Origin of the sequence: Paenibacillus riograndensis SBR5, assembly GCF_000981585.1 — a bacterium.
Taxonomy (GTDB): Bacteria; Bacillota; Bacilli; order Paenibacillales; family Paenibacillaceae; genus Paenibacillus_AQ; species Paenibacillus_AQ riograndensis.
This window is the reverse complement of record NZ_LN831776.1, coordinates 2,502,299-2,524,537: the sequence shown is the minus strand read 5'-3', so window position 1 is coordinate 2,524,537 and position 22,239 is coordinate 2,502,299. Positions and strand designations below refer to the sequence as shown.

General features: G+C 53.2%; 19 protein-coding genes. 4 read left to right on the top strand and 15 right to left on the bottom strand.

The genetic code is table 11. The features are described 5' to 3' along the window. Positions 1-101: 101 nt before the first annotated feature. Positions 102-530, top strand: coding sequence for a MarR family winged helix-turn-helix transcriptional regulator (locus PRIO_RS10200; RefSeq protein WP_020432726.1), 429 nt, complete (start codon positions 102-104; stop codon positions 528-530). Between the two features lie 69 nt (positions 531-599). Here PRIO_RS10200 and PRIO_RS10195 read toward each other — a convergent pair whose 3' ends face one another. From PRIO_RS10195 to PRIO_RS10175, 5 genes are all read right to left on the bottom strand, one after another. Continuing rightward, positions 600-857, bottom strand: a complete 258-nt coding sequence (locus tag PRIO_RS10195; RefSeq protein WP_020432727.1) for an aspartyl-phosphate phosphatase Spo0E family protein — start codon at positions 855-857, stop codon at positions 600-602. Between the two features lie 132 nt (positions 858-989). Next, positions 990-2,210 (bottom strand): aminotransferase class I/II-fold pyridoxal phosphate-dependent enzyme, encoded by a 1,221-nt coding sequence (locus tag PRIO_RS10190; RefSeq protein WP_020432728.1) that lies wholly within the window; start codon positions 2,208-2,210, stop codon positions 990-992. 13 nt (positions 2,211-2,223) lie between these two features. Continuing rightward, on the bottom strand, positions 2,224-2,724 hold the full coding sequence (locus tag PRIO_RS10185; protein WP_020432729.1) for an Lrp/AsnC family transcriptional regulator: 501 nt from the start codon (positions 2,722-2,724) through the stop codon (positions 2,224-2,226). 173 nt (positions 2,725-2,897) lie between these two features. Next, positions 2,898-3,281 carry a spore coat protein gene (locus PRIO_RS10180; RefSeq protein ID WP_020432730.1) on the bottom strand — a complete coding sequence of 128 codons (384 nt, stop codon included), beginning with the start codon at positions 3,279-3,281 and terminating at the stop codon, positions 2,898-2,900. A 49-nt stretch (positions 3,282-3,330) separates the two neighbouring features. Continuing rightward, positions 3,331-3,567, bottom strand: a complete 237-nt coding sequence (locus PRIO_RS10175; RefSeq protein WP_020432731.1) for a hypothetical protein — start codon at positions 3,565-3,567, stop codon at positions 3,331-3,333. 174 nt (positions 3,568-3,741) lie between these two features. On the opposite strand from PRIO_RS10175, the gene PRIO_RS10170 reads away from it, so the two are divergent. Further along, positions 3,742-4,983, top strand: a complete 1,242-nt coding sequence (locus PRIO_RS10170; protein WP_020432732.1) for an NAD(P)/FAD-dependent oxidoreductase — start codon at positions 3,742-3,744, stop codon at positions 4,981-4,983. A 131-nt stretch (positions 4,984-5,114) separates the two neighbouring features. Here PRIO_RS10170 and PRIO_RS10165 read toward each other — a convergent pair whose 3' ends face one another. From PRIO_RS10165 to PRIO_RS10135, 7 genes are all read right to left on the bottom strand, one after another. Beyond that, the gene (locus tag PRIO_RS10165; protein ID WP_020432733.1) at positions 5,115-6,647 is read right to left on the bottom strand and encodes a flavocytochrome c; all 1,533 of its coding nucleotides are present in this window, start codon (positions 6,645-6,647) and stop codon (positions 5,115-5,117) included. A gap of 710 nt (positions 6,648-7,357) precedes the next feature. Beyond that, on the bottom strand, positions 7,358-8,074 hold the full coding sequence (locus tag PRIO_RS10160; protein WP_020432734.1) for a response regulator: 717 nt from the start codon (positions 8,072-8,074) through the stop codon (positions 7,358-7,360). Further along, positions 8,064-9,674, bottom strand: coding sequence for a DcuS/MalK family sensor histidine kinase (gene dcuS / locus PRIO_RS10155; RefSeq protein WP_020432735.1), 1,611 nt, complete (start codon positions 9,672-9,674; stop codon positions 8,064-8,066). Before dcuS ends, PRIO_RS10160 begins: the two co-directional genes overlap by 11 nt. Before the next feature lie 32 nt (positions 9,675-9,706). Then, positions 9,707-10,921, bottom strand: a complete 1,215-nt coding sequence (locus PRIO_RS10150; protein ID WP_046502169.1) for an MFS transporter — start codon at positions 10,919-10,921, stop codon at positions 9,707-9,709. 70 nt (positions 10,922-10,991) lie between these two features. Then, entirely contained in the window at positions 10,992-11,537 is a 546-nt protein-coding gene (locus PRIO_RS10145; RefSeq protein ID WP_046502166.1) for a hypothetical protein, read from the bottom strand. Positions 11,538-11,667: 130 nt separating this feature from the next. Next, positions 11,668-12,087, bottom strand: a complete 420-nt coding sequence (locus PRIO_RS10140) for a DUF350 domain-containing protein (protein ID WP_020432739.1) — start codon at positions 12,085-12,087, stop codon at positions 11,668-11,670. 31 nt (positions 12,088-12,118) lie between these two features. Further along, complete coding sequence (locus tag PRIO_RS10135) at positions 12,119-14,485, bottom strand: endonuclease MutS2 (RefSeq protein ID WP_046502162.1); 2,367 nt, start codon at positions 14,483-14,485, stop codon at positions 12,119-12,121. 153 nt (positions 14,486-14,638) lie between these two features. Between PRIO_RS10135 and PRIO_RS10130 the strand changes: the two genes are divergently transcribed. After that, positions 14,639-14,986 carry a phage holin family protein gene (locus PRIO_RS10130; RefSeq protein WP_020432741.1) on the top strand — a complete coding sequence of 116 codons (348 nt, stop codon included), beginning with the start codon at positions 14,639-14,641 and terminating at the stop codon, positions 14,984-14,986. An 80-nt stretch (positions 14,987-15,066) separates the two neighbouring features. Here PRIO_RS10130 and PRIO_RS33820 read toward each other — a convergent pair whose 3' ends face one another. Then, positions 15,067-16,095 (bottom strand): GGDEF domain-containing protein, encoded by a 1,029-nt coding sequence (locus PRIO_RS33820; protein ID WP_231869855.1) that lies wholly within the window; start codon positions 16,093-16,095, stop codon positions 15,067-15,069. A gap of 317 nt (positions 16,096-16,412) precedes the next feature. On the opposite strand from PRIO_RS33820, the gene PRIO_RS10120 reads away from it, so the two are divergent. Continuing rightward, complete coding sequence (locus tag PRIO_RS10120) at positions 16,413-16,805, top strand: cupredoxin domain-containing protein (RefSeq protein WP_020432744.1); 393 nt, start codon at positions 16,413-16,415, stop codon at positions 16,803-16,805. 613 nt (positions 16,806-17,418) lie between these two features. Here the strand turns inward: PRIO_RS10120 and PRIO_RS10115 are convergent. Both PRIO_RS10115 and pheT read right to left on the bottom strand, forming a co-directional pair. Next, positions 17,419-19,590: a cell division protein ZapA gene (locus PRIO_RS10115; protein WP_020432745.1), complete on the bottom strand. Its 2,172-nt coding sequence runs from the start codon at positions 19,588-19,590 to the stop codon at positions 17,419-17,421. 194 nt (positions 19,591-19,784) lie between these two features. Beyond that, positions 19,785-22,232 (bottom strand): phenylalanine--tRNA ligase subunit beta, encoded by a 2,448-nt coding sequence (gene pheT / locus PRIO_RS10110; protein ID WP_020432752.1) that lies wholly within the window; start codon positions 22,230-22,232, stop codon positions 19,785-19,787. Positions 22,233-22,239 lie beyond the last annotated feature (7 nt).

Here is a 22,239-nt window from a genome sequence, read left to right as displayed (position 1 = left end):
CCAAACATTCTCCGTAGTCCCGACGAAGTCCCTAATGTAAATATCTTAAGTTCACTCTATATAAAACTTTAATAATTCTAGCGTAAGGAGGACAAACGTTAATGGATACTCAGCAGGATACACCCTATCTGGAATTACTGCAGCTCATCGGGCTGAAGTTGAAAAGACGGGCTGATGAGAGCATCAGAGAATTAGGATTAAATGCCCAGCAGGGAAAAATGATCGAATATATTCATAAGCATCAAGAAAAGGGGGTAATTCAGAGGGATCTCTCCGACCGGTTCCATGCCCGCGGAGCAAGCATTACGAGCATACTTCAAGGTCTTGAAAAAAAGGGATACATCGAACGTAAAATTCCGGCCCATAACGAGCGGCAAAAAAATATATATGTACTGCCCAAAGGCGTTGAGTTAATTGAAGAGTTCAAGAGGTCTTTTCAACAAGTGGAGGCTGAAATCGTTCAACCCCTTTCCAGCGATGAGCAGAAGCTCCTCAAAGAAATGCTGGTGAAAATCAATCAACATTTCTAGTGCTTTGTCTGCGGGGGACACGGACACAAAAAAAGGACCCGAAGGTCCCTGGTCAAGAGCATCACCAGCCTAGCGCCGGCGGGAATGCCCCTTCATGTATTCATTTATTTTCAGGTCCAGCAGGCTGCTGATTTCAATCACCTTAGCTGAAGTGAAGGAATTCTCCTGAACAAAAAGCTGTTCCATTCTGCTGCGGAGTGTGAGGATCTCATCCTCCAGAGAGAGTCTGCGTGCGTTAACATCACCTTTGGGGGGCCGTTTGCCGCTTCCGGTCAAACATTCGCCACCAAAGGAAGGCAAGTAATAATCGGCGCTGAGCACAATCATCCCTCCTAAATGTATTATTCAGAAAAGAAAATCCTTGTAAATACATATACAGGTGTTTCTTGTTCCCAGAGTAAAATAATACCATAGAACAGGAAGATCCGCCATAGTCCGATTTACTTCATTCTTGCTGCATTACTCCGTTCGTTCGCGTTCAAGCTGTGAGACGAATGCCCCTATCCGTTCAACGGCTTCATTCAGCTGGGAGACGGAAGTGGCGTAAGAGCAGCGCAGATACCCTTCTCCCCCTAATCCGAAAACACTGCCTGGAACTGCGGCTACCTTGTGTTCAAGCAGCAGGCGCTGGGCGAACTCGTCAGAGGTCAGTCCGGTCCGGCGAATGCTCGGGAACGCGTAAAATGCGCCCTGCGGCTCATGGCATTCCAGCCCGGCATCGCGCAAGCCTTTGACAATCAGGCGGCGGCGCTGGTTATACGAATCAACCATCCGGTCCTTCTCCTCCATGCCGTTGGTCAGTGCCTCCAGCGCAGCCACCTGGCCCATGGACGGTGCGCACATGACGGTGTATTGGTGGATCTTCAGCATCGCGGCAATCAAATCCGGGTGGCCGCAGGCATAACCCATCCGCCAGCCTGTCATGGCAAAAGCCTTGGAAAAACCGCTGACCAGAATGGTCCGGTCCTTCATGCCCGGCAGGGAAGCGAAGCTGACATGATTGCCGCTGTACGTCAGCTCGGCATAGATTTCATCTGAAATCACGATGAGATCATGTTTCTCCACAATCCTGGCGATTGGTTCCCAATCCTCACGGCTCATGATCGCTCCTGTCGGATTGCTGGGATAACAGAGAATAAGGATTTTGGAACGCGGAGTAATCTTGGCTTCCAGCCCCTCGGCGGTAAGCTTGAAGTTGTTCTCCCCGAATGTCTCAATGCCAACGGGAATCCCTCCGCCTATTGCTGTAATCGGCGAGTAGGAAATATAGCAGGGCTCCGGAATAAGAATTTCATCCCCGGGCGAGATTAAGGCGCGCAGCGCCAGATCAATCGCTTCACTGCCGCCTACTGTGGCGATGATCTCATTGGCCGGATTGTATTCTACGGCGAAACGGGTGTGCAGGTATTCGGCGATGCCTTCCCGCAGCTCCGGCATACCCGCATTCGAGGTATAGCCGGTGAACCCCCTCTCCAGCGAATATACGCAGGCTTCCCTGACATGCCAAGGCGTCTTGAAGTCCGGTTCCCCGACCCCAAGGGAGATAATATCTTTGCTGCCTGCCGCCAGATCAAAAAACTTGCGGATGCCCGAAGGCTGAATCTGCTGGACCAGCGGGGCCAAATAAGAATGCATGGATTTGCCTGTATCTCCGGTTTGCTGACTGTTATTCGTGATCATATGATTACTTCCTTTACGGAGATATCATGAGACGGTTGTCTTCCTCATGCTCTTCAAAGATGATACCATCCTGTTTGTATTTTTTAAGCGTAAAATTGGTTTTGGTAGAGAGCACTGCGTCAATCGGCGACAGCTTCTCGGAGACAAAGTTGGCTACCTCCCGCAGATTCCGGCCTTCGACTTCAACCAAGAGGTCATAGGCGCCTGACATCAGATAGACCGATTTCACCTGCGGATATAAATAGATCCGTTCGGCAATCCCCTCAAAGCCGCGGCCCCGCTCCGGTGTAATCTGTACCTCGATCAGTGCGGTTACCCGTTCATCGCTGACCTTATCCCAATTCACGACTGTCGCATATTTTACGATTACGTGGTCTCTTTCCATTTCTTCAATGGCCTGCTTGACATCTTCTTCTTCCGCTCCAAGCAATGTCGCCATCAGCGCTGTAGAGCTGCGCGCGTCCTCCTTGAGCAGTTCCAGCACTTTCCTCTTTAATTCATTCATTTCCTTCATGCCTTCCCTCCTGCGAAAAGAGTTTAATACTAATATGACATGAAAATGGCATCACTGCAAACAAAATAACCCCGCAGGAGCGGGGTTAACGGATTGCATTGTACTGAAGCAGCCGCTTCCGTCAGGAATCCGTGAGCGATTAGCTCTGCTGCGTCGGACGGAAGGCAGCCGGGTTACATATAATAGGAACTGTGCACGTTAGGCTGATGCTGCGGCACATTCGGAGCCTGTCTGTAATCGCCGGTGCCATTCATTTTCTGCTGCACAAACTGCTGGCTTTTCTGCTGGATCTGCTGTGCACTTTGGATCTGTTTATCGACGGCTTGCCGGAGGGCTTTGTCCGGTGCCTTATAGAATCCCATCTGCGACATCTGGTTGTACAGATCCCCCTGAATCCGCAGTGTATCCAGAGTCAGGTCAGTGAAAGCCCGGCGCACAGTTTGACAGTTTGATTCTGTCGCCGCTGTCGTATATTCGCGTACTGTCCGTTTCAGGTCATCCAAAATCATAGTCAACAGATCTTCATCCGCCATAAATTGTCCATTTTGTGTGTACACTTAATAACCTCCTTGAATATGAATTAGATTCAGCATGCTGAAAAATCACTTACTGCTGGGGTTGTGTGGGTGCATATTGCTGGTGCTGCTGCAAAAGCTGAACGAGCACTCCCAAATGGTGGGTATGGCTCTGGATCTGCTGATTGCAAATCTGGTTAACTGTCGAGTTCTGCGTGCTGCCGGCGGTAGCCGCCAACTGCTTGATCAGCAGATCCTCATTGGAGATGGAGTCGGCAATATATTCCAGTTCTTTTCCGCTGAGCGGCTGCATTTGCGTAGATTGCATATTCACTGTTCCCTCCTTCAAAATGGTTCAAGCAGCTTTAGTATGCGCGCATGAAGGCTAAATATGTGTTAAACTGCACAACTCCCTGCCTATGGAAGCAGGCAGCGATGTATGAGAGTCAGTACAGCGACCAATACTACCTTATCCGAATCTCATTTAAGGGGAGATCAACAGATGAAATTAATCAGCGGGCGGGTGCCCTGGGAGAGAACCCTTCCTCATTTTCCTGTATATCCTGTGCTGGATGGAGATATCACATGCGATTGCCTGATTGTAGGCGGAGGTATGGGAGGGGCGATGGCATCTTACCGCTTGTCCTCAAGCGGAGCCAGTACCGTATTGATTGATAAATATGCAGTGGGAAAAGGCAGCACATGTGCCAACACCGGGTTGCTCCAAGTTACCAGCGACAAATCCCTTACCTCCTGCATGAATACTTTTGGAGCAGACAATGGCCTATTATTCTACAAGCTATGCCGCAAGGCGATGGAGGATATCCTGAAGCTGCCGGGCGCACTGGATATTGATCCGCACATTATTCCCAGAAGCAGCCTGCTGTATGCGAGCTCTCCGGAGGATGTTACCGCACTGAAGCTGGAGCATGAACATCTGGCCGCGCATGGTTTCGACACAGAATTCTGGGAGGAGGACAAAATCAGGGCCCATTACTCCTTCGCCAAACCGGCAGCCATCTACTCCCGGGGGGATGCGGAAACGAACCCGTTCCGGATGCTGCACAGTCTCATTCATAAAGCACACGCAAGCGGTGTCCGTGTATATGAACACACAAAGGCCCGTCATTTTGATTTTGGAACGGATGGAGTAACCTGTTACACAGAGAGCGGCCGCATCTTTGCCAACCATGTTATTTTTGCCTTGGGCTATGAAACTCAGGAGATGAAAAAGGACCGGGGAGCCGAGCTGAACTATACCTACGCCATTATGACCCGGCCATTGAAGAACCTCCCCCGCTGGCATGAACAAAGCCTGATCTGGGAAACGGCCCGGCCTTATTTGTATTTCCGCACAACGAATGACGGGCGGATCATTGCCGGGGGCAAGGATGAGCAGCTACCTGATCCTGGACAACGCGAGGCCAGAGTCCGGTCCCGGAGCCGGCGGCTGCTTGAAGAGCTTGAAGCCCTCTTCCCCGAGATTAAGGGGGCAGCTGCAGAGTTCGCCTGGGGCGGTGTATTCGGGACCTCCCATGACGGCCTGCCTTTTATCGGCCCCCATCCGGAATATCCCCACTGTTATTTCATCGAAGGCTATGGCGGCAACGGAACCGTCTACAGCATGCTCGCAGCAGAACTCCTGGCCGATACCCTGGCGGGCATTTCCCGGCCGGAGCTTGAGCTATTTTCACTGACCCGGACGTCCAGACCTTCTCCTTCTTCTCCGGCTGTTCAGGCATAACCCGGACGATTCGAAGCTGTTTTTTAGAAGATATTGCTTAGAATATGTTCATGCTCAATAAAAAAGGGCTGTCTCACCAGTAGAAACAATCTACTGCGAGACAACCCTTCCCTATTAATGGTTTGGATGATTTATTGTGCTTTTACAAATTCAGCCGATTTAATCCCTGCTTGACGCCCGAAGATAATAATTTCCGCAACCGAGTTGCCGCCGATCCGGTTTTGGCCGTGCAGCCCGCCTACTACTTCACCAGCCGCGAACAGACCTGTGATCGGTTGACCTTCTTTATTAAGTACTTCGGTGTTTGTGTTGATTTTTACACCGCCCATGGTGTAATGAATCCCGGGACCGATTTTGATCGCGTAGAATGGCGCGCCGGACAAGTCGTTATCCATTCCTGTAGTTCTGCCAAATTCGGCATCCTTCTTATTCTTCACTGCGCTGTTCCAGGTATCCATTGTCTTTTGCAGCTCATCTGCCGGAACATTCATTTCTTTGGCCAGGCCTTCGATTGAGTCTGAGGTCAGAACAAATCCCATTTTCTCATATTGTTCAATCGCTTTGACACGGGATTTAACGCCGGAATCAAAGACAAGAATCGCTGCTTTTTCAGGAAGCTTATTAATGGCTGCAGTGACATGATCACGGGTATCCATTTCGTTGGTGAACCGTTTGCCTTCACTTGATACGAGGATTGCGCCTTCACCGCGAACAGCCTCCCCGATCAGATAGGATTTCTCCTGCTGCACGGTCGGGTGAACCTGGATTTGATCCATATCGACTGTGGTGCCGCCGAGCTTCTCAATCATTTTGATGCCGTCGCCGGTGCTGCCAACTTGGTTGGTGGTTACGAGCCCTTCCAGATCAGGTCTAACCTCGGCAATCATTTCTTTATTGGCTCCGAAACCTCCGGTGGTGACAATGACAGCAGAACCTGTTATTGTTTTTTCGTCTGCCTGGTTGAACAGGACTTTGACACCAGTAACCTTACCGTCTTTTTCTGTAATTTCCTTAACATCCGCATTCACAAATAGCGGGATACCTTGCTCTTGTACGTTTTTCACCAATCCCTTGACCAGATACTGCCCTACCGCAGAGCCGTCTTCAGGACGGTGTGTGCGTTTTTCCTTCATCCCGCCGGTAATAGTGATATTGTTCAAGCGGATTCCGATGGAATCCAGCCAGTCGATGGCACCCGCAGAATTGTCCACGAAGAAACGGAGCAGCTCTTTATCGTTGGTATCGTGGCCGCCTTTTAGCGTCTCTTCATAAAATAAATCATTGCTGTCTTCAATGCCTTGCTCTTTTTGGAACTTCGTCTGCGAAGCGTTCATCCCCGAAGAGGATTTGGTTGTATTTCCGCCCGCTACCGGCATTTTCTCCAAAATAACCGGATTCATGCCTTTCGCTTTGGCCTCAAGCGCTGCCGACATGCCGGCACCACCCGCACCGACGATGATGATATCATATTTATCTTTTAATTGATCGTACGGTGTATAGCTTGCTTCAGATGCCCCCGATACTGCTTCAGTCGTTTCTTTTTTGGCCTCATTGTCCTTACTCTTGTTCCCGGCACTGTTGCTGTTGCCATTGCTGCCGCATCCTGCGATAACGAGCATGACCGAGAGAATGAGAATAAGAGCAGCGCCTGTTTTCTTTTTCATGGTGTTATTGCCCCCTTGTGCATATTTTCACAATAATCATAGCGGCAAAGGTGCGGTTCTTGGAAGCTTACGTAATTAAAAAAATAGTTTAGTAATTAAAGTAAGCGGGGTTGGGGGGGAACGCAATCATTCCTTTCATGAAGCCCTCCTCCCGATTATTAACGAATTTCGTGCTTAATTAGAGGCTGGGTGGTTAGTTTTTATGACCTTCCCATTGTTAGATGTTCCATTTAGTCCTGACAATATAGTTGTCGGGATATCCTGCGAATTTGTTGCGATGTTCCCGACTCTGTATCCATCTCTATTCGCAAAGTTGCGTTAGACGTGAAAAAACTGTAAGAAAACGAAGGTAACAAAAACAGGTCAATCATGGCGGTATCTGACCATAATCGACCTGTTTTAGGTAACACTTTAGCGTTATTTATCAATCGGGGCTTACATTCCGCTACGATTCAAAGTTTCCAAACTCTACCGGATTTTTCAGAAGCAGAATGTGCCTTTTCATAATCTGTTTTGAAAATACCTTCAAATTTGGATTCAAATATCTCATGGTTCAGCCAAACCAATTTCACAAGTAGAAACGGCTACGCCGTCCTTATTAAGACGGTACCCGTTTCAGCGAGAAATAGAAGGATAATTTATAGCGTGAAGCATAGAAATTCTTATATTTTAAAAAAAGGACCCAAAGGTCCTCTTTCGCGGCCGGCCGCTTAAATATATGCAGCTATAATTTCATGTCCTGAAGCGGTCACGGTATACATATATACCGGTCTGCCTACCGCACCGTAGCTGATCTCCATTTCCAGCACACCCGCCTCTGTGAGAAAAGTCAGGTATTTGCGTACGGAGATCCGTGAAATCGGAGCCTCTGCCGTGATCTCCTCGGTGGAAAATACCGGACTCTCCAGCTTCTGGATGGTGCTCCATATGCTTTCCAGCGTTCCTTCGGTAAGCCCCTTGGGCAGCGCGCCGCTTTTGTCCTCCTCCGTTCCTGTGGAATGGCGCAGCAGCTTGTCCAACTGCTCCTGGCTGAGATGCTCCCTGTGCTTCATCAGCATGTAATCCTCCTGGTAGGCGGACAATGCCGCCTGAAAGCGGGCGAACTCGAACGGTTTGATCAAATAATCGACGGCCCCCAGCTGCAGGGCCTTGCGGATACTGGCATTGTCGCTGGCTGCAGAAATGACGATAATGTCAACCACGCTGCCCTGCTCCCGCAGAGAGGACAGCAGCTGCAGCCCGCTGGTACGCGGCATATAGATATCCAGCAGAATGAGATCAACCTTCAGTCCGGCAAGCAGCTTCCTGGCTTCATCGACCGAAGCGGCCCAGCCGGCGAACTCGAAGCCCTGAACCTGCTCCACATAGTGCCGATTGAACTTCGCCACCATCGGGTCATCTTCAACGATCAATACCTTAATGGTCATTGGTCTCATCACCCTTTACTGCATATGGCACGTCGGCCATAAATATCGTTCCCGGCTCCCGGCCGGGTATCATCTTAAGCTGGCCCTGCAGCTTTTCCACACTTTTACGAACCAGGTAAAGGCCCATCCCCCGCTGCTCTCCCTTGGTGGAAAATCCCTGGACAAATATCTGCTCCCGCAAAGGCTCAGGGATTCCCGGACCATTGTCCCGCACAGTGCAGATCAGACGTCCCCGTTCATATTGAAAAGAGAGCTCGATTTCCTTCATGTGCTGCCCCTCCAGCACCTCCATAGCGTTGTCGAGCAGATTGCCGACGATGGTAATCAGCTGATGAATCACCTGAGGATCGGCGGATTCCGGGAGGTAGCTGTCCTCAGCAAGCTGCAGTTCAATTCCTGCTTCACGGGCCCGGCTAAGCTTCCCGAGCAGAAAGCCGGCCATGACCGGGTCCTTGATCTGCCTGGTGATCGAACCGATCTCATTCTGATAGTTGCTCACGGTTCCCGAGATGTACTCCTGCAGCTCATCGAAAAGGCCCATATGCGTCATGCCCATAATTACATGCAGCTTATTCATATATTCATGTGCCCCTGCCCGCAAGGCATCCGCATAGACGGATATGCCGGACAGCCGTTCCGCCAGTACAGCAAGCTCTGTCTTGTCCCGAAAGGTAGCGATGGCTCCCGCAATCCGGCCATTCACCTGGATTGGCACACTGCTCACGAGCAAAGTGATTCCGTTCAGCTCCAGCTCCTGGTCCTGCCTGGACTCGCCGCTGGACAGCACCTGCTCCAGGCGCAGCTCCGGCCAATAATCGGCGATATGCCGGGTCATCCCATTGCCTGTAATCCCGGCGGTGCCCAGCAGCCGCTCCGCTTCCCTGTTGATCATGCTGATCCGGGCGGCATGATCGACCGCAATAATCCCCTCGCGTGTGGATTGCAGCATAGCACTGCGTTCCTGCAGCAGCTTGGAGATGTCCGCTGGCTCCATGCCGAACATCATCTGCTTGATTTTCCGGGCCAGGACCATCGCTCCGGCCGCTCCAAGCACGGCACCGGACAGCAGAATCGCGATGATCGTCCATTCATTCTGCCGGATGAGCAGGTGAACCCTTTCCATGGAGAGGCCTACGACCACTACACCTACCTGGGAGCCTCTGTTATTATACACAGGCACAAAGGCCCGCAGGGACTTGCCGAGCAACCCCTCACCCTCAGAGATGCTTTCTTCACCGTGCAGCGCAGCCTTTTGCCCTCCCCCGACAAAAGGCTTCCCGATCCGTGATGGATCGGGATGGGAATAGCGGATGCTGTGCATGTCGATCACGACTACAAACATAATATCATTGCGGCGGGTGATTTTGGAGGTATAAGCCTGGATCTCTTTGCTCCGTCCTTCATTAAGACCTTCTGACACCAGGGGAATTAGGGCAATGGTCCGGGCGATGGCCGTTGCCTTGTCCTCCAGGGCATGTCTGGTCTGGGGAATAATCTGATTTCTGAAAATAATGTAGAGCACCAGCATGACCAGCATCACCACAGCGGAGACCATGATGGTAACCTTTGTCCTCAGACCGTAATCCTTTGTTTTGACCAATACGCTTTTCCCCCCTGTTCAAATCCTTCAAATCATTGCGGGAGGGAGGCTGCGGCCTTTCGCTTCAGCAGATGGTGCAGTGCAGCCCAGCTTCCCAGCGGAGCCGCCCCCAGCAGCAACAGCAGCCAGGTAATGACACGCGGCGAATCGTTCACCGAAAGCACTGCGATGAACACAAAGATGCCCAGCATCCGGCCACACATCAGGCAAAGCTCCCGCAGAACGACCAGCTCCACCCGTTTGCCCGCACTTTCCTTCGACTCCCCCATGAGGTCAAAGACGCTTGAGGTCATCGGCAGCATATATAATGGAAGAAAAAGAGAGGTGCCAATGCCCATAATCAGCAAGGTGCCGTAGCTGACCTTCCAAAGAAGCGGTGTGATGACTGCAACCAGCAGAATGCCGCCAACAAGCATCCCCCCCGAGCGGAGTTTCGGTGTGAACCATTTGCCCGCAGCCCAGTAGCTGACCAGTGCAACCGCTGAAGTGATCAGTGCAAATTGCCCCAGCTTGCTTTCTTGCTTAGCGGCTATGTACACAAGAAGACCGATCAGAAAGGAAAACACACCCTCTCTTAGCCCCTGAAACACCAAGGCTGCCGCTGCCGGCCTCCAGGCACTGCTTTTGCGGTGCAGCTCCCTCCAAGGCTCCATCCATAAGTACGCCCCTTCACTTTTGCGTTTCTTAAGGAAAAAGCTTAAAACCACAGCAAGTCCATAAATGGAGAGCGACAACAGGAAGACCAGACGATACCCGCGCTCGCCATGCAGGGCCGAAATGATCCAGCCCGACACCCAAGGGCCCAATATGCCGGTAAATGAACCCAAAAGCCCCATCCAGCCATTGAAAAAGTCCCGGTTTCCGGCATCCGTAATCTCAAAATAAACAATATTGTACGCTAGCCAGAACAAACCGATCGCTATGCCCAACACCAAACCAAGCGGCCAAATGTAATGAACCGCCCGGTTGCCAAGCCACAGTACGAGCAAATAAAAAAGGCCCGAAACGGCCAGTCCCAGCCGCAGGGCGTTCATCTTGTTATGTTCCTTGACCCATTTGCCGCCCAGCCAGAAGCTGAGTCCCACAGTCACTTGCTGAGCCACCGTAAACCAGCCGATCATGGCAAAATTCTGCTGGTTTTTCCACAAATAAACGTTCAAAAAGGTTCCTGCCAGCACGCTTGCGAGTGAACATAACCCGTTGACTGCAAGCAGCAGTACCTCCTGTTTATGCGCTGAATCCTTCATGCTGCTCCCCCTTGCGAACTGGACGTGTTTTGCTTAACATGCCCAGCTCAAGGAGAAAGCATAACCTAAATTACTTGGCTCCTATGCTCAGATTGCGTACCAGCTGAATGCGGTCTTCCTGCGCCAGACTGTGCTGCACATGGAAGCAAGAAGGGCAGACGAAGAGATTAAGCGCGAATGGCGGTTGCAGCACCGGCCCGCCCAGCTCATCTGGGGACGACGGCTCAAAACCCTCTACTTTTTGCGTGCCGGACAGCAGCATCAGCTCATGGCACTGCGGACATTCAGGCGCTTCCAGCTGAGCTGCCAGAATAGCCGCCACTTTGGACTCGTAGTGCTTCAGGTCATAATCTTCACCGAATTGAACCAGGGTATTGAAGATCGGCACTACACTTTCCTTATCCTCATCATTCCATAGATTCTCGTCACTAACCGGATCTTGGTCCGGCTCCCCGGCCATTTCCGGTTCATCCTCATCTTCCAGGTCATCAATCCCCAGGGTCACCGTCCGGTAGCCGCTAAGCTCATTGTTGCAATGGGGACAGGTATCCTCCGGCCCGAACTCCTCGTCCCATACAATCTCTGTATGACACCAAGGACAAACTGTTGTTTCCATCTTGACTATCTCCTTCTTACCTCACATTTGAATTCAGTTGATCATTAGATAAATTATACCGGCCGCTAGAAAAGTCAGGGCAGAAAAAAACAAAACCCGAACCAAAATCTTCATGTATTCTACCCCCGCTTCAGAAAATGGCAGCACCAATGACATAGGAAAGGGACACGGAAATCATCATGGCGGTCAAGCCCACAGCCCGGTTATCTTTGGCGATCTCATCGTCAATGGAAAAAACCGGAGTCAGAAACTCGAACAGGAAATACGCCAGAATGAGCAGCAGAAACCCCACAACCGACCATTTCATCGTTTCGTAGATCGAGACGCCTGCTGAAATGCTGAAGCGCAGAATATTGCAGATGCCGAAGATTTTGCCTCCGGTTGCCATAGCTACCGCCACGTTCCCCTTGCGGATTTCTTCCCAGCAGTTATATTTGGTCACCATTTCAAAGAAAGACAGGAATACCACCAGGCCAAGAATGGCCACAGTGAAGTAGCCGAGCAGCGCTCCCAGCGGATGATCCAGCAAAAGATCAATATTTTCTTGCATCCTTCTCCCTCTTTCTGCTGGACTCCAGCCGCTATTGCAGTTCAGCCACGGTTACACCCGCGCCGCCTTCATTGTAATTTCCGAGCCGGTAGCTCTTTACATGCTTATGCTTGCGCAGATATTCCTGAATACCGGTGCGCAGCACTCCGGTTCCCTTGCCGTGAATGATGGAGATTTGCCCCAAATTGCCCAGAAAAGCCTCGTCAATGAAGCGGTCTGTTTCCATGATGGCTTCCTCCAGATTTGTCCCGCGCAGGTCCAGCTCACTGCGGATGTTCTCATCACGGGTACGTTTTACCGTAGTTGCCCGGCGGAGCGCAGGAGGCGGTGAATCCGGTGCGGAGGCCAGAAATTCCAAATCCTCCAGGTTGACCTTCATCTTCATAATGCCAAACTGGACAATGGCTTCCTTGGGTCCGCTAAGCTCCACAACATAGCCCTTCTGGTTCACATTCTGCACCTTCACCTCATCGCCGGGCTGGATCTTCCGCGGCGCCTTGACGCTGCTGCGGGCCGCTGTCTTCTTGCGGGGCGCGGGCTCCGCTTCATCCAGACGGCGGCGGGCTTCAATCAGCTTATGCTCCTTGACGGAAGCCCCTTCCTCCAGAGCCAGGCGGCGCAGGTCGCTGATGATCTGCTCCGCTTCTTTGCGGGCCTTGTCGAGGATGGCGCTGGCGTCCTTCTCGGCCTTCTCCAGCCGCTTGTCACGCTGGCTCTCCAGCTTCTCCAGCTCCAGCTGCTGCCGCTTGCGGAATTCCTCCGCTTCACGGCGGACCGCTTCGGCGCGTTCACGCTCGTTCTCCGCACCCAGGCGGTTTTCTTCCAGCGAAGCAATCATATGCTCGACGCGCAGGTCCTCTTCCTTGACCTCTCCGCGCGCGTGTTCCAGTATCTCATTCGGCAGGCCCAGACGCTCGGCAATAGCAAATGCATTGCTTCGTCCCGGCACACCGACCAGCAGCCGGTAGGTGGGGCTTAGAGTCTGTACATCAAATTCCATGCTGGCATTGATGACGCCTTTGCGTTCATAAGCATAGGCCTTCAGCTCACTGTAATGGGTGGTGGCCACCATCCGGCATTCCGTCCGGTGAATATTCTCCAGAATCGCAATCGCCAGCGCCGAGCCTTCAGCGGGATCGGTACCTGCACCTACCTCATCCAGGAGAATCAGACTCTTCGGAGTCATTCTGCGCAGAATGGAGATAATATTAGTCATATGGCTGGAAAAGGTACTGAGGCTCTGCTCAATACTCTGCTCATCACCAATATCGGCATAAATAGCATCAAAAACACACATCTGGCTGCCTTCTTCCGCCGGGATGAACAATCCCGACATCGACATCAGGCTGAGCAGCCCGATGGTCTTCAGCGTCACCGTCTTCCCGCCCGTATTGGGGCCGGTAACGATGATAGAGCTGTACTGGTTGCCAAGCTCCACATCCAGCGGCACGACCTGCTCCGCCGGAATCAGCGGATGCCGGCCCTTGCGCAGCTTGAGGTAGCCCCGGTCATTCATCCGCGGCTGGGTCGCCTTCATGTCACGGGCCAGACGGGCTTTGGCAAAGATGAAGTCCAGCTCGCCCAGGATATCCACATCATAGGCCATTTCCTCGGCAATATCGCCAACGAGCGCGGTCAACCGGTGCAGGATGATCTCAATCTCCCGCTCCTCGCGCAGCCGGGTCTCGCGGAGCTTGTTGTTCATGGCCACAATCGATTCCGGCTCGATAAAGAGCGTGGCACCGGAACCCGACTGGTCATGAACAATGCCGCCGAAGTGGGCGCGGTATTCCGCTTTGACCGGAATGACGAAGCGGTCACCACGGATGGTTACCAGCTGGTCCTGCAGCATTTTGGCTACCGAGGAAGAACGGATCATGGAATCCAGCTTCTCCCGGATACGCGTCTCGCCACCACGCAGCTCGCGGCGGATGGCGGCCAGCTCAGGGCTTGCCGTGTCCAGCACATCAGCGTTCTCGTCAATACAGGCGCGGATGGCATCCTCCACATGCTTCTGCTCCGAGAGCAGATCGCTCTGCGCGAACAGAAGCGGGATATTCTCATCTTCATGCATCGCCGCCAAAAACCGCTTGACCCTGCGCGCGCCGCCGATCGTGTTCCCCACAGACAGCAGCTCGCTGGTCCCCAGCAACCCTCCGATGGAAGCACGCTTCAAGGCCATCTTGATGTCCGTTACGCCGCCAAAGGAAGGAATGCCCTTCAGCCGGTCAACGTTCGCCGCCTCATCCGTAGCCTGAAGCAGCTTTTTCACGCCTTCAAAATCACCGGATGGCTTCAGACTTTCCGCCTCTAACCGCCCCATCGGGGTCTGCGTATATTGCGTCAATTTATTTAAAATCTTGCGATATTCAAGCGTATGCAAAATTTTGTCGTCCAATTACAGTCACAGCTCCCTTCATAGATGGTTACATTATACCTAATTCAGCCGGGTTTCGCTATTTGGGTATGTTTTCAGGGAATAGAAATTTTGCGGCAGGCCACAATAACAACTGCACATATCCTTATGCGAAGGCCAAAGGAGGTTAGTTCAGTGAGATTTTTAGGTCATGTGGTCCGTTTTATCGTGGCAGCGATTGTGCTGATGGTGGTTGGCTGGATTGTTCCGCAGTTTACGGTTGGCGGTTTCTGGAGCGCGCTTGTTCTCGCTCTGGTCATCGCACTTCTCGGCTGGGTGATTGAGGGCATCTTCGGCAAAAAAACAACGCCCTTCGGCCGAGGCATCGTCGGCTTCCTGGTCAGCGCACTGGTCATTTGGATTGCCCAGTTCATCGTGAGCGGTGTCAGCGTCACCGTTCTGGGAGCACTATTGGCAGCATTGGTCATTGGGATTATCGACCTTTTCCTGCCGGTTTCCACACCGTTTGAAGCCGGGAAATAAAAGCAAACTGCACAGCATTCTGCAGACACAAAACCCCCTGTTCCGGAATTCACCGGTAATAGGGGGTTTGTTGTATTCTTTTAGGCATAGGAGAGAATATTGTCATCGTCATGGGCAGCGGAAGCAGTAACTACGGCATTCTTACCCGAATGTTTGGCGGCATACAAGGCATGGTCCGTCTTGCGGAACAGCTTCTCCTTGCCGTCCCCGAGCTGGTAGTCGCATAACCCGATACTGACGGTAATCGGCTTGCCCCCGGCATAAGGATGCTCCATCGCCGCAATCTTCAGACGCAGTTCCTCGGCAGCGGCGTAGGCTTCGTGAATGCTTTTATCCGTAAAAATAACCGCAAATTCCTCCCCGCCGTATCTGGCCGCAAAATCATTTAACCCGATCAATCCGCCTACCTTGGCTGCAACCTCCTTCAATACAAGGTCCCCGACCCAGTGGCCGTAGGTATCATTCACCCGCTTGAAGTTATCTATATCGAACAATGCGAGCTGCAGCCTGAGGCCATTGCTCTCACACTGCTCCAGCAGCGAAACCAGATATTCGTGAAAGGTCTTATGGTTGTACAGTCCGGTCAGCGCGTCAATCTTCAGGAGCTTGTCGGAAATCGCCCGCTCCACCATCAGCTCCTGCTCGGACTTGGTCAGCTGCTCCAGATGCTCGCGAACCTCACGGGCACGGATGATGACCGCCTGGGCCATGACAACGAACACGATAAACACACATTCCACCATCAGAAACTCCAGCAGCGGCTTGTCCAGCAGCCTCTGCTCCAGCCCCAAATAAATCGCGGCATAAAACAGCAGGCTGAAAGCTCCCAGAGCATTAAGCAGCCGCTGGTCAAAATAGACAAGTGAAATCATTATAGGCATCATAAGAGTCATCTGCGCACCGTCGACAAATGGCTCAAGCACAAAATACATCAGATAAGAAACCGCAAATCCGCAGACCACAACCGCCTGCTTGTGGTACAGCGAGGTCGATCGCAGCCACATTTCCGCCGTGGCCATGGCGATCACAATCATCAGATTGCAGCCGATGAACAAATGGCCTTTGCTGGGAAGCAGGATGGATCTGACTTCAATGACATGATTCGACAAAACATATAAAAGCTGGGCCACCAGCATACAAAACACAATGATCCAGTAACCGGTCAATATTTTACGGTGCCATTTCTCCGTATTCGGCGAATATTCGGCGATATTAATATGATCCCCTACTTCTCAACCTAATGATATATAGCATTAAGTATAATAAATTTTAATGATTATTGCATCATATTTTTGCATATTTCGACAAACTTTGGAGTCCCTTCGACAGTAGAAAAAACCTCCTTCAATTTCCCGAGACATCTTTGCCGAATTAAGTTATGCTAGGGGCACGCAAGGCTTAATATGATTCCAGGAGGAGGATAACGATGATCCGAAGATTTGCCATGCTGCTGTCCATCGGCTCCCTGCTTATTCTCGCGGCTTGCGGCGGGACAGGCAATAACACCGGAACCGCAAGCAACAAGGATGGAGCAGCTGAAACCGGCCTCACCGCAGACGAGGAACTCATTATTTCGGCAACCAATTACAGCTTCGACCAAAAAGAATACCACTTGAAAAAAGGGGTTCCCGTCAATATTGTGTTTAAAAATGAAAGCGGCAATCATGGCATCCTTGTTCCGGAGCTGAACCTGCGGCTGGATGGAAAAGATTCCTCACAGGTCATTGTCCCCGAGGAAGCCGGAACGTTCGAAATGACCTGTGCGATCATGTGCGGCTCTGGCCACAGCAGCATGAGCGCCAAGGTGATTGTCGAGTAGGGCACGATGGCTTTGGGAGTTAGGGGCCGGAAAATATGGAGCTGCCGCTTTCACTTCTGAGGACAAGTAAACAGTAATTCCGGACAGGAGAAACATGTCCCAACACCATGAACAAATAAGGCTACGCCGTCCTTTACCGGATAACGTAGCTGCTTGGGATTTCAATTTAGCGCTTGCCTGCAAGGCCCTTCATGAGTCCAGAGGGCAGTTCCAAGCGGAAAAAGGATCACTAATTTGCCCCAGCACACCGATCTCCGCAGCTTAAGTGGAAAAAGGATCACTAATTCAGCTTATACCGCTCCTGAGGGGGTGAAATTGCCCCATTAAGTTCCCTTTTTCCACCTAAATCCCTCATTTGTTGATTTGGAGGGGAAATAAGTTTCCTTTTTCCACCTAGCGGTTGTTTCACCTGTTTAATAGCCAGCTTGAGTTGGAAAAAGACTATCGAAGCTGGCTGATTTTCCGCCTAAATGCGCGAATTCACGTCCGTCTGTTTACCCCCAGCCTTATGCACATTATTTCCATCGATGGAGGCAATCCTAATTAAGAACAAATAAAGCGGGCCCCAGGCAGTAGGAACTGCCTGGGGCCCTTCTCTTCATGCGTCCGCCATTCAACTGTCCTGTTCGATCAGTTGAATCCATTCATTATATTCACGCTGCAGCTTGGCATATTCCGCCTGCAGGCTCTGGTGCTCCTGGGACAGCTTGTCCAGTTCCCCCTGCCGCATTTCAGACTGCGCCTGCAACAGGCGCAGCTGGCCCTGAACCAGCTCATAGCTCTCGCCGATCTCATCAAGCTGCTGCTGCACCTGGGAGTGCTCCCGGTTCATGGATTCGGCTTCCGCTTCCGCCTTGCTCGCTTCCTGCTCCCAAATCTCGATCTCTTCGCGGAGCTGCGCTTCCGTCTCGCTCCACTCCTGCTGGCTCTGCAGGAGTTCCTCGTATTTCCGCTTCCAGGAAGCTTCGACCTCGCGGGTCTCCCGCAGCGCTTCCTGCTGCTCTGCCGCCGCAGCGGCGGCTTCACGTCCAGCCTCGTACAGCTCTTCCAGGCGGCGGGCCGTTTCTTCGCCTTCCGCCTCCAGCAGCTCATATCTTTCCTTCAGCTGCTCGCCATCCTGCAGCACCTCGTCATACTGTGCGATAAGCTCTTCATAACGGCCGCGCAGCGCAGCCAGCTCCTTGCGGGCGGCTTCCGCTTCCGCCCGGTACTGCCGGCTCTCGGCTTCCGCTTCAGCCCGCAGGCCGGATTCACGGTCAAGCTGCTGAACCATGCCGTCCGCCTGCCCGCGCAGCGTATCAATCTCCGTCTGCAGCGCCGAAGACTTCTCTTCCGCTTCCAGCAGCTTCATTTCCAGTTCCCCGATATCCTCCATGTGCTTGTCGGCCAGCTCATGCCAGGCGGCCGCTTCCGAAGCAGCCTGGGCAAGCTCACCTTCCAGCTGATGCAGGCTGCTCTTCGTTTCCTCCAGTGATTGGTGAAGCACAGCAGCCTCTTCCTGCTTCCTGCTATGACGCTGGCGCAGTTCCTCCAGCTCATCACTGAGAAGATCTCCAAGCTCATTGGCAGAATGCAGCTCAGTCTCTACCCGGCTCAGGTTCTCTGCGGTTCCCCGCAGCGATTCCTTAAGCCCGGCAGCCTCCTGCTGCACAGCCTCATAACGCTGGCGGAGCGCCTCAAGCTCTTCTTGCCGCAGCGTTCCCTGCTCGGCAGCAGCACGAAGCTCTTCCGTCAGCTGCTCTTCGCGCTTCAGCACCGCTTCGTACTGGGCGAGCAGCGTCAAACGGCCCTCGCGCTCGCTCTTCAGTCCAGCTTCGGCCGCGCGCAGCCTGGATTGCAGCTGACCGGTGCCGCCGCGCAGCTCGCCAATCTGCTTCTCCATCTCCTGCATTTGCTGCTTATGGCGGTGCTCCTGCGTGCCCTGCGACTGCCGCAGCTCCTTGTTCTTGGCAAGCTCCTTCTGCAGCGCCTCACGTTCCTCCGCAAGCTCCTTCTCAAGCGTGGATTTGGTATCCGCCAGCTCCTTGCTCAGCGCCGAACGGATCTCCACAATCTCCCCTCCGAGCGAATCGCGGGTTTCTGCAAGCTCCTCCTGGAGCCGGGACAGCGATTCCGCCTTCTCCTTGTCCAGCGTTTCGCGCAGATGCTCCAGCTCCTGCTGATGAGCAGCCTTCAGCTCTTCCAGCTGCTGCAGACGGGCCGCCTCGGCGGCTGCCAGCTCCTGCCGGTGGCTCTCACGCCCGGCTGCCTGCTCCTGCTCATAGCGCTCCCGGAGCGATTTCAGCTCCGCTTCACGCGCCTTCAGCTCTTCAGCCAGCTGCTCACGGGCTGCAGCCGCAGCCGTCTCCGCTTCCAGCAGTGCCTCGGCGTGAAGCTTCCGCTCCTGCTCCTGAATCTCCAGGTGCCGCCTGCGCTCCTCTTCGGCTTCAGCGGCCAGGCGGGCCGCTTCCTCCCGGGCTGCCGCTTCCAGCCGTTCATATTCTTCCTGCCGTTCTTTCTGCGCCTCCGTGAGGCGTGCAACTTCTACACGCAGCTCCGTGCGTTCCCCGGTCAGCATGTTCAGCTCGTTCTTAAAGTCCTGTACCTGAATAGCCTGTTCCGCCATATGTACGGCAGCAAGCACTGCAATCCGCGGGGTATCCAGTCTCGTATGTGATTTGGAAATTGCCCGCATATGCTCGTCTACATAACGGGCAACCTGTTTCATATATTCAGTGCTGCTTCCGACAAGTTTATAAGAAGTTCCATATATCTCCACGGCGACACGAGTCCGGTCCATAGCCACAGTTGTGCCCTCCTTTGTATGTGTGCGGATTCTAAGCTGGTCTCTCTGCTCCTATTGTAGCGTGATTCATTCTCTTTTGCCAAAAAGCGCTGATTTCATAAATTTTCCGGTAACCGCAGAAGCTCAAAAAAGTAAAAAAAGCCGCAGCGAATTCCGTTTGTAAATGGATTCGCTGCGGCTTTGCACAATTCCTGCTACTTTCTTAATTCTGCGCCAAAAGTTTGCTGAAGTGCGGAAACCACCTTGTCATGCACCTCTACAACCTCTTCGTCGGTCAGTGTATGGTCGGTATGACGGTACAGCAGCGAAATGGCTATGCTTTTCTTGCCGCTCTCCATCTTGCCGCCTGTATACACATCAAATACCTGAACGTTCTGCAGCAGAGTCCCGCCGTTCTCACGGATGGAAGCCAGCAGGTGCCCGGCAGGCACTGCGGAATCCACCACAACAGCGATATCCCGCTCGATTCCCGGGAAGCGCTGCAGCTCAGTGTACTGCAGATTGGTGCGGGCGGCGCTGTAGAGCGGCTGAAGCAGCAGCTCGGCCACGTAGGTATCTTCCAGGTCCAGCTCACGCTGCAATTCCGGATGGAGCTGGCCGAGGGTTCCCAGCTTCACGCGCCCTTCAGGGCCCTGCAAATAGATGGAGGCGGAACGGCCCGGGTGGTAATTTTCCGGCGCATCGCCTTCATAGCTTACGCTGTCGCCAAGGCCCAGATAGTTAAACACGGTTTCCAGCGCACCTTTGAGGTCGAAGAAATCCACAGGCTGCTCCTCCACATTCCACTGCTTGGATGCCCGGCTGCCGCTCAGCAAAAGGCCCAGCACCGGCAGTTCACGCGGCTGGCGGGTCAGCTGCTCTTCGTCCGTGAAGAAAACATTCCCGATTTCGAACAGCGCCAGATCACTTTGGCGGCGGTTCGTATTGTAACGGGCAATGTCCAGCAGCTGGGGAATCAGGCTGGTGCGCAGAACGCTGCGTTCCTCGCTCATCGGCATTGCCAGCTTCACCGGTAGAAGGCCATCCGCAAGTGCCGGGAACAGCTTGCTCTGTTCCGGCTGAATGAAGGAATACCCCATAACCTCCTGGAAGCCCCCATCTGCCAGCAGGCGCCGCAATTCCCGGCGCTGGAACTGCCGGCTGGTCAATGCTCCCGGTGTAGTCACACCCTCAATCAGGGTTGTAGGAATATTGTCATAGCCGTATAAACGGGCAACTTCTTCAATCAAATCGACATCATAGCTGATATCACCGCGTCTTGTCGGCACCTGCACCTCGACGAGTCCTTGATCCGCATCTCCGCACTTGAAGTGCAGACGGGTGAGCAAGGTTTTCACTTCCAGCAGCGACAGGTCCGTACCGAGATAACGGTTCAGCTTCTCCAGGGATAAGGTCAGCACCTTCTCCTCCGCAGCCGCAGTCCCGGCCTGCACAATCCCCGTGTGCACAGTGCCACCGGCATAACGGGCAATCAGGGCAGCGGCACGGTTCAATGCGGGGATCACGGCATTCGGATCAACTTCCTTCTCGAAGCGGAGGGAAGCTTCGGAGCGCAAGCCCAGCTGGCGCGAGGTTTTACGGACCGTTCCTCCGTCGAACTTGGCAGATTCCAGTACAAGGTTCACGGTAGCTTCCGTTACTTCCGTCTCCAGACCGCCCATGACTCCGGCCAGAGCCACAGCCTTGCCGGCACCGTCGGCAATAACCAGCATCTGCGGCTCCAGCTTGCGTTCCTGCCCGTCAAGCGTGGTCAGCAGCTCGCCTTCGCGGGCAAACCGCACCCCCAGCACTCCGCCTTCCACTTTATCGCCGTCGAACGCATGCAGCGGCTGTCCGTACTCCAGCATCACATAGTTGGTAATATCCACAATGTTATTGATCGGACGCACACCCGCCGCCATCAGGCGGTTCTGAATCCAGAGCGGTGACGGGGCAGGCTTCACCCCGGAAATATAGCGCACTGAGTAATGCCTGCAGTATTCTTCATTCTCGATCTTGACGGAGATGGAGTCAGAGGCCAGACCGCCTGCTTCCACCAAGTCCGCTGCCGGATCCGGCAGCTTGAGGTCACGGCCCAGAATCGCACTCACTTCATAAGCGGCCCCGATCATGCTGAGGCAATCGGAACGGTTCGGGGTCAGATCGAAATCCAGGATCTCGTCGTTCAGACCCAGCACCTTCAGAATATCCTGGCCAATTTCCGTGTTCTCGGGCAGAACCAGAATACCTTCCTGAAGCTCCTTAGGGAGCAGCTTGTCATTAAGCCCCAGCTCCTTAGCGGAGCAGATCATGCCCTGCGACAGTACGCCGCGGAGCTTGGCCTTCTTGATCTCCAGGCCCGGCAGCTTGGCGCCCACCAGGGCAACCGGAACCTTTTGGCCTGCGGCTACATTTTTGGCTCCGCAGACAATCTGCAGATCCTCGCCCTGTCCGGCGTCCACGATGCACACATTCAGCTTGTCGGCGTCAGGGTGCTTTTCTTTCGATTTCACATAGCCGACAACAATGCCGGAAAGGCCTTTATTGCGGCGCTCCACACCGTCGATCTCGATGCCGGCGGTGGTGATTCTATCTGCCAGCTCAGCTGCGGTCACGCCCTCAAGCGAGATATAATCCGCGAGCCAGGAGGTTGATACTTTCATGTTCGCA

Bases quoted from the DNA above. Each gene is read 5' to 3' on its own strand.
- PRIO_RS10185 (WP_020432729.1), bottom strand. From the start codon at position 2,724: ATGAAGGAAATGAATGAATTAAAGAGGAAAGTGCTGGAACTGCTCAAG.
- PRIO_RS10170 (WP_020432732.1), top strand. From the start codon at position 3,742: ATGAAATTAATCAGCGGGCGGGTGCCCTGGGAGAGAACCCTTCCTCAT.
- PRIO_RS10200 (WP_020432726.1), top strand. From the start codon at position 102: ATGGATACTCAGCAGGATACACCCTATCTGGAATTACTGCAGCTCATC.
- PRIO_RS10195 (WP_020432727.1), bottom strand. From the start codon at position 857: ATGATTGTGCTCAGCGCCGATTATTACTTGCCTTCCTTTGGTGGCGAA.
- PRIO_RS10190 (WP_020432728.1), bottom strand. From the start codon at position 2,210: ATGATCACGAATAACAGTCAGCAAACCGGAGATACAGGCAAATCCATG.
- PRIO_RS10175 (WP_020432731.1), bottom strand. From the start codon at position 3,567: ATGCAATCTACGCAAATGCAGCCGCTCAGCGGAAAAGAACTGGAATAT.
- PRIO_RS10150 (WP_046502169.1), bottom strand. From the start codon at position 10,921: ATGAAGGATTCAGCGCATAAACAGGAGGTACTGCTGCTTGCAGTCAAC.
- PRIO_RS10140 (WP_020432739.1), bottom strand. From the start codon at position 12,087: ATGCAAGAAAATATTGATCTTTTGCTGGATCATCCGCTGGGAGCGCTG.
- PRIO_RS10160 (WP_020432734.1), bottom strand. From the start codon at position 8,074: ATGACCATTAAGGTATTGATCGTTGAAGATGACCCGATGGTGGCGAAG.
- PRIO_RS10165 (WP_020432733.1), bottom strand. From the start codon at position 6,647: ATGAAAAAGAAAACAGGCGCTGCTCTTATTCTCATTCTCTCGGTCATG.
- pheT (WP_020432752.1), bottom strand. From the start codon at position 22,232: ATGAAAGTATCAACCTCCTGGCTCGCGGATTATATCTCGCTTGAGGGC.
- PRIO_RS10145 (WP_046502166.1), bottom strand. From the start codon at position 11,537: ATGGAAACAACAGTTTGTCCTTGGTGTCATACAGAGATTGTATGGGAC.
- PRIO_RS10120 (WP_020432744.1), top strand. From the start codon at position 16,413: ATGATCCGAAGATTTGCCATGCTGCTGTCCATCGGCTCCCTGCTTATT.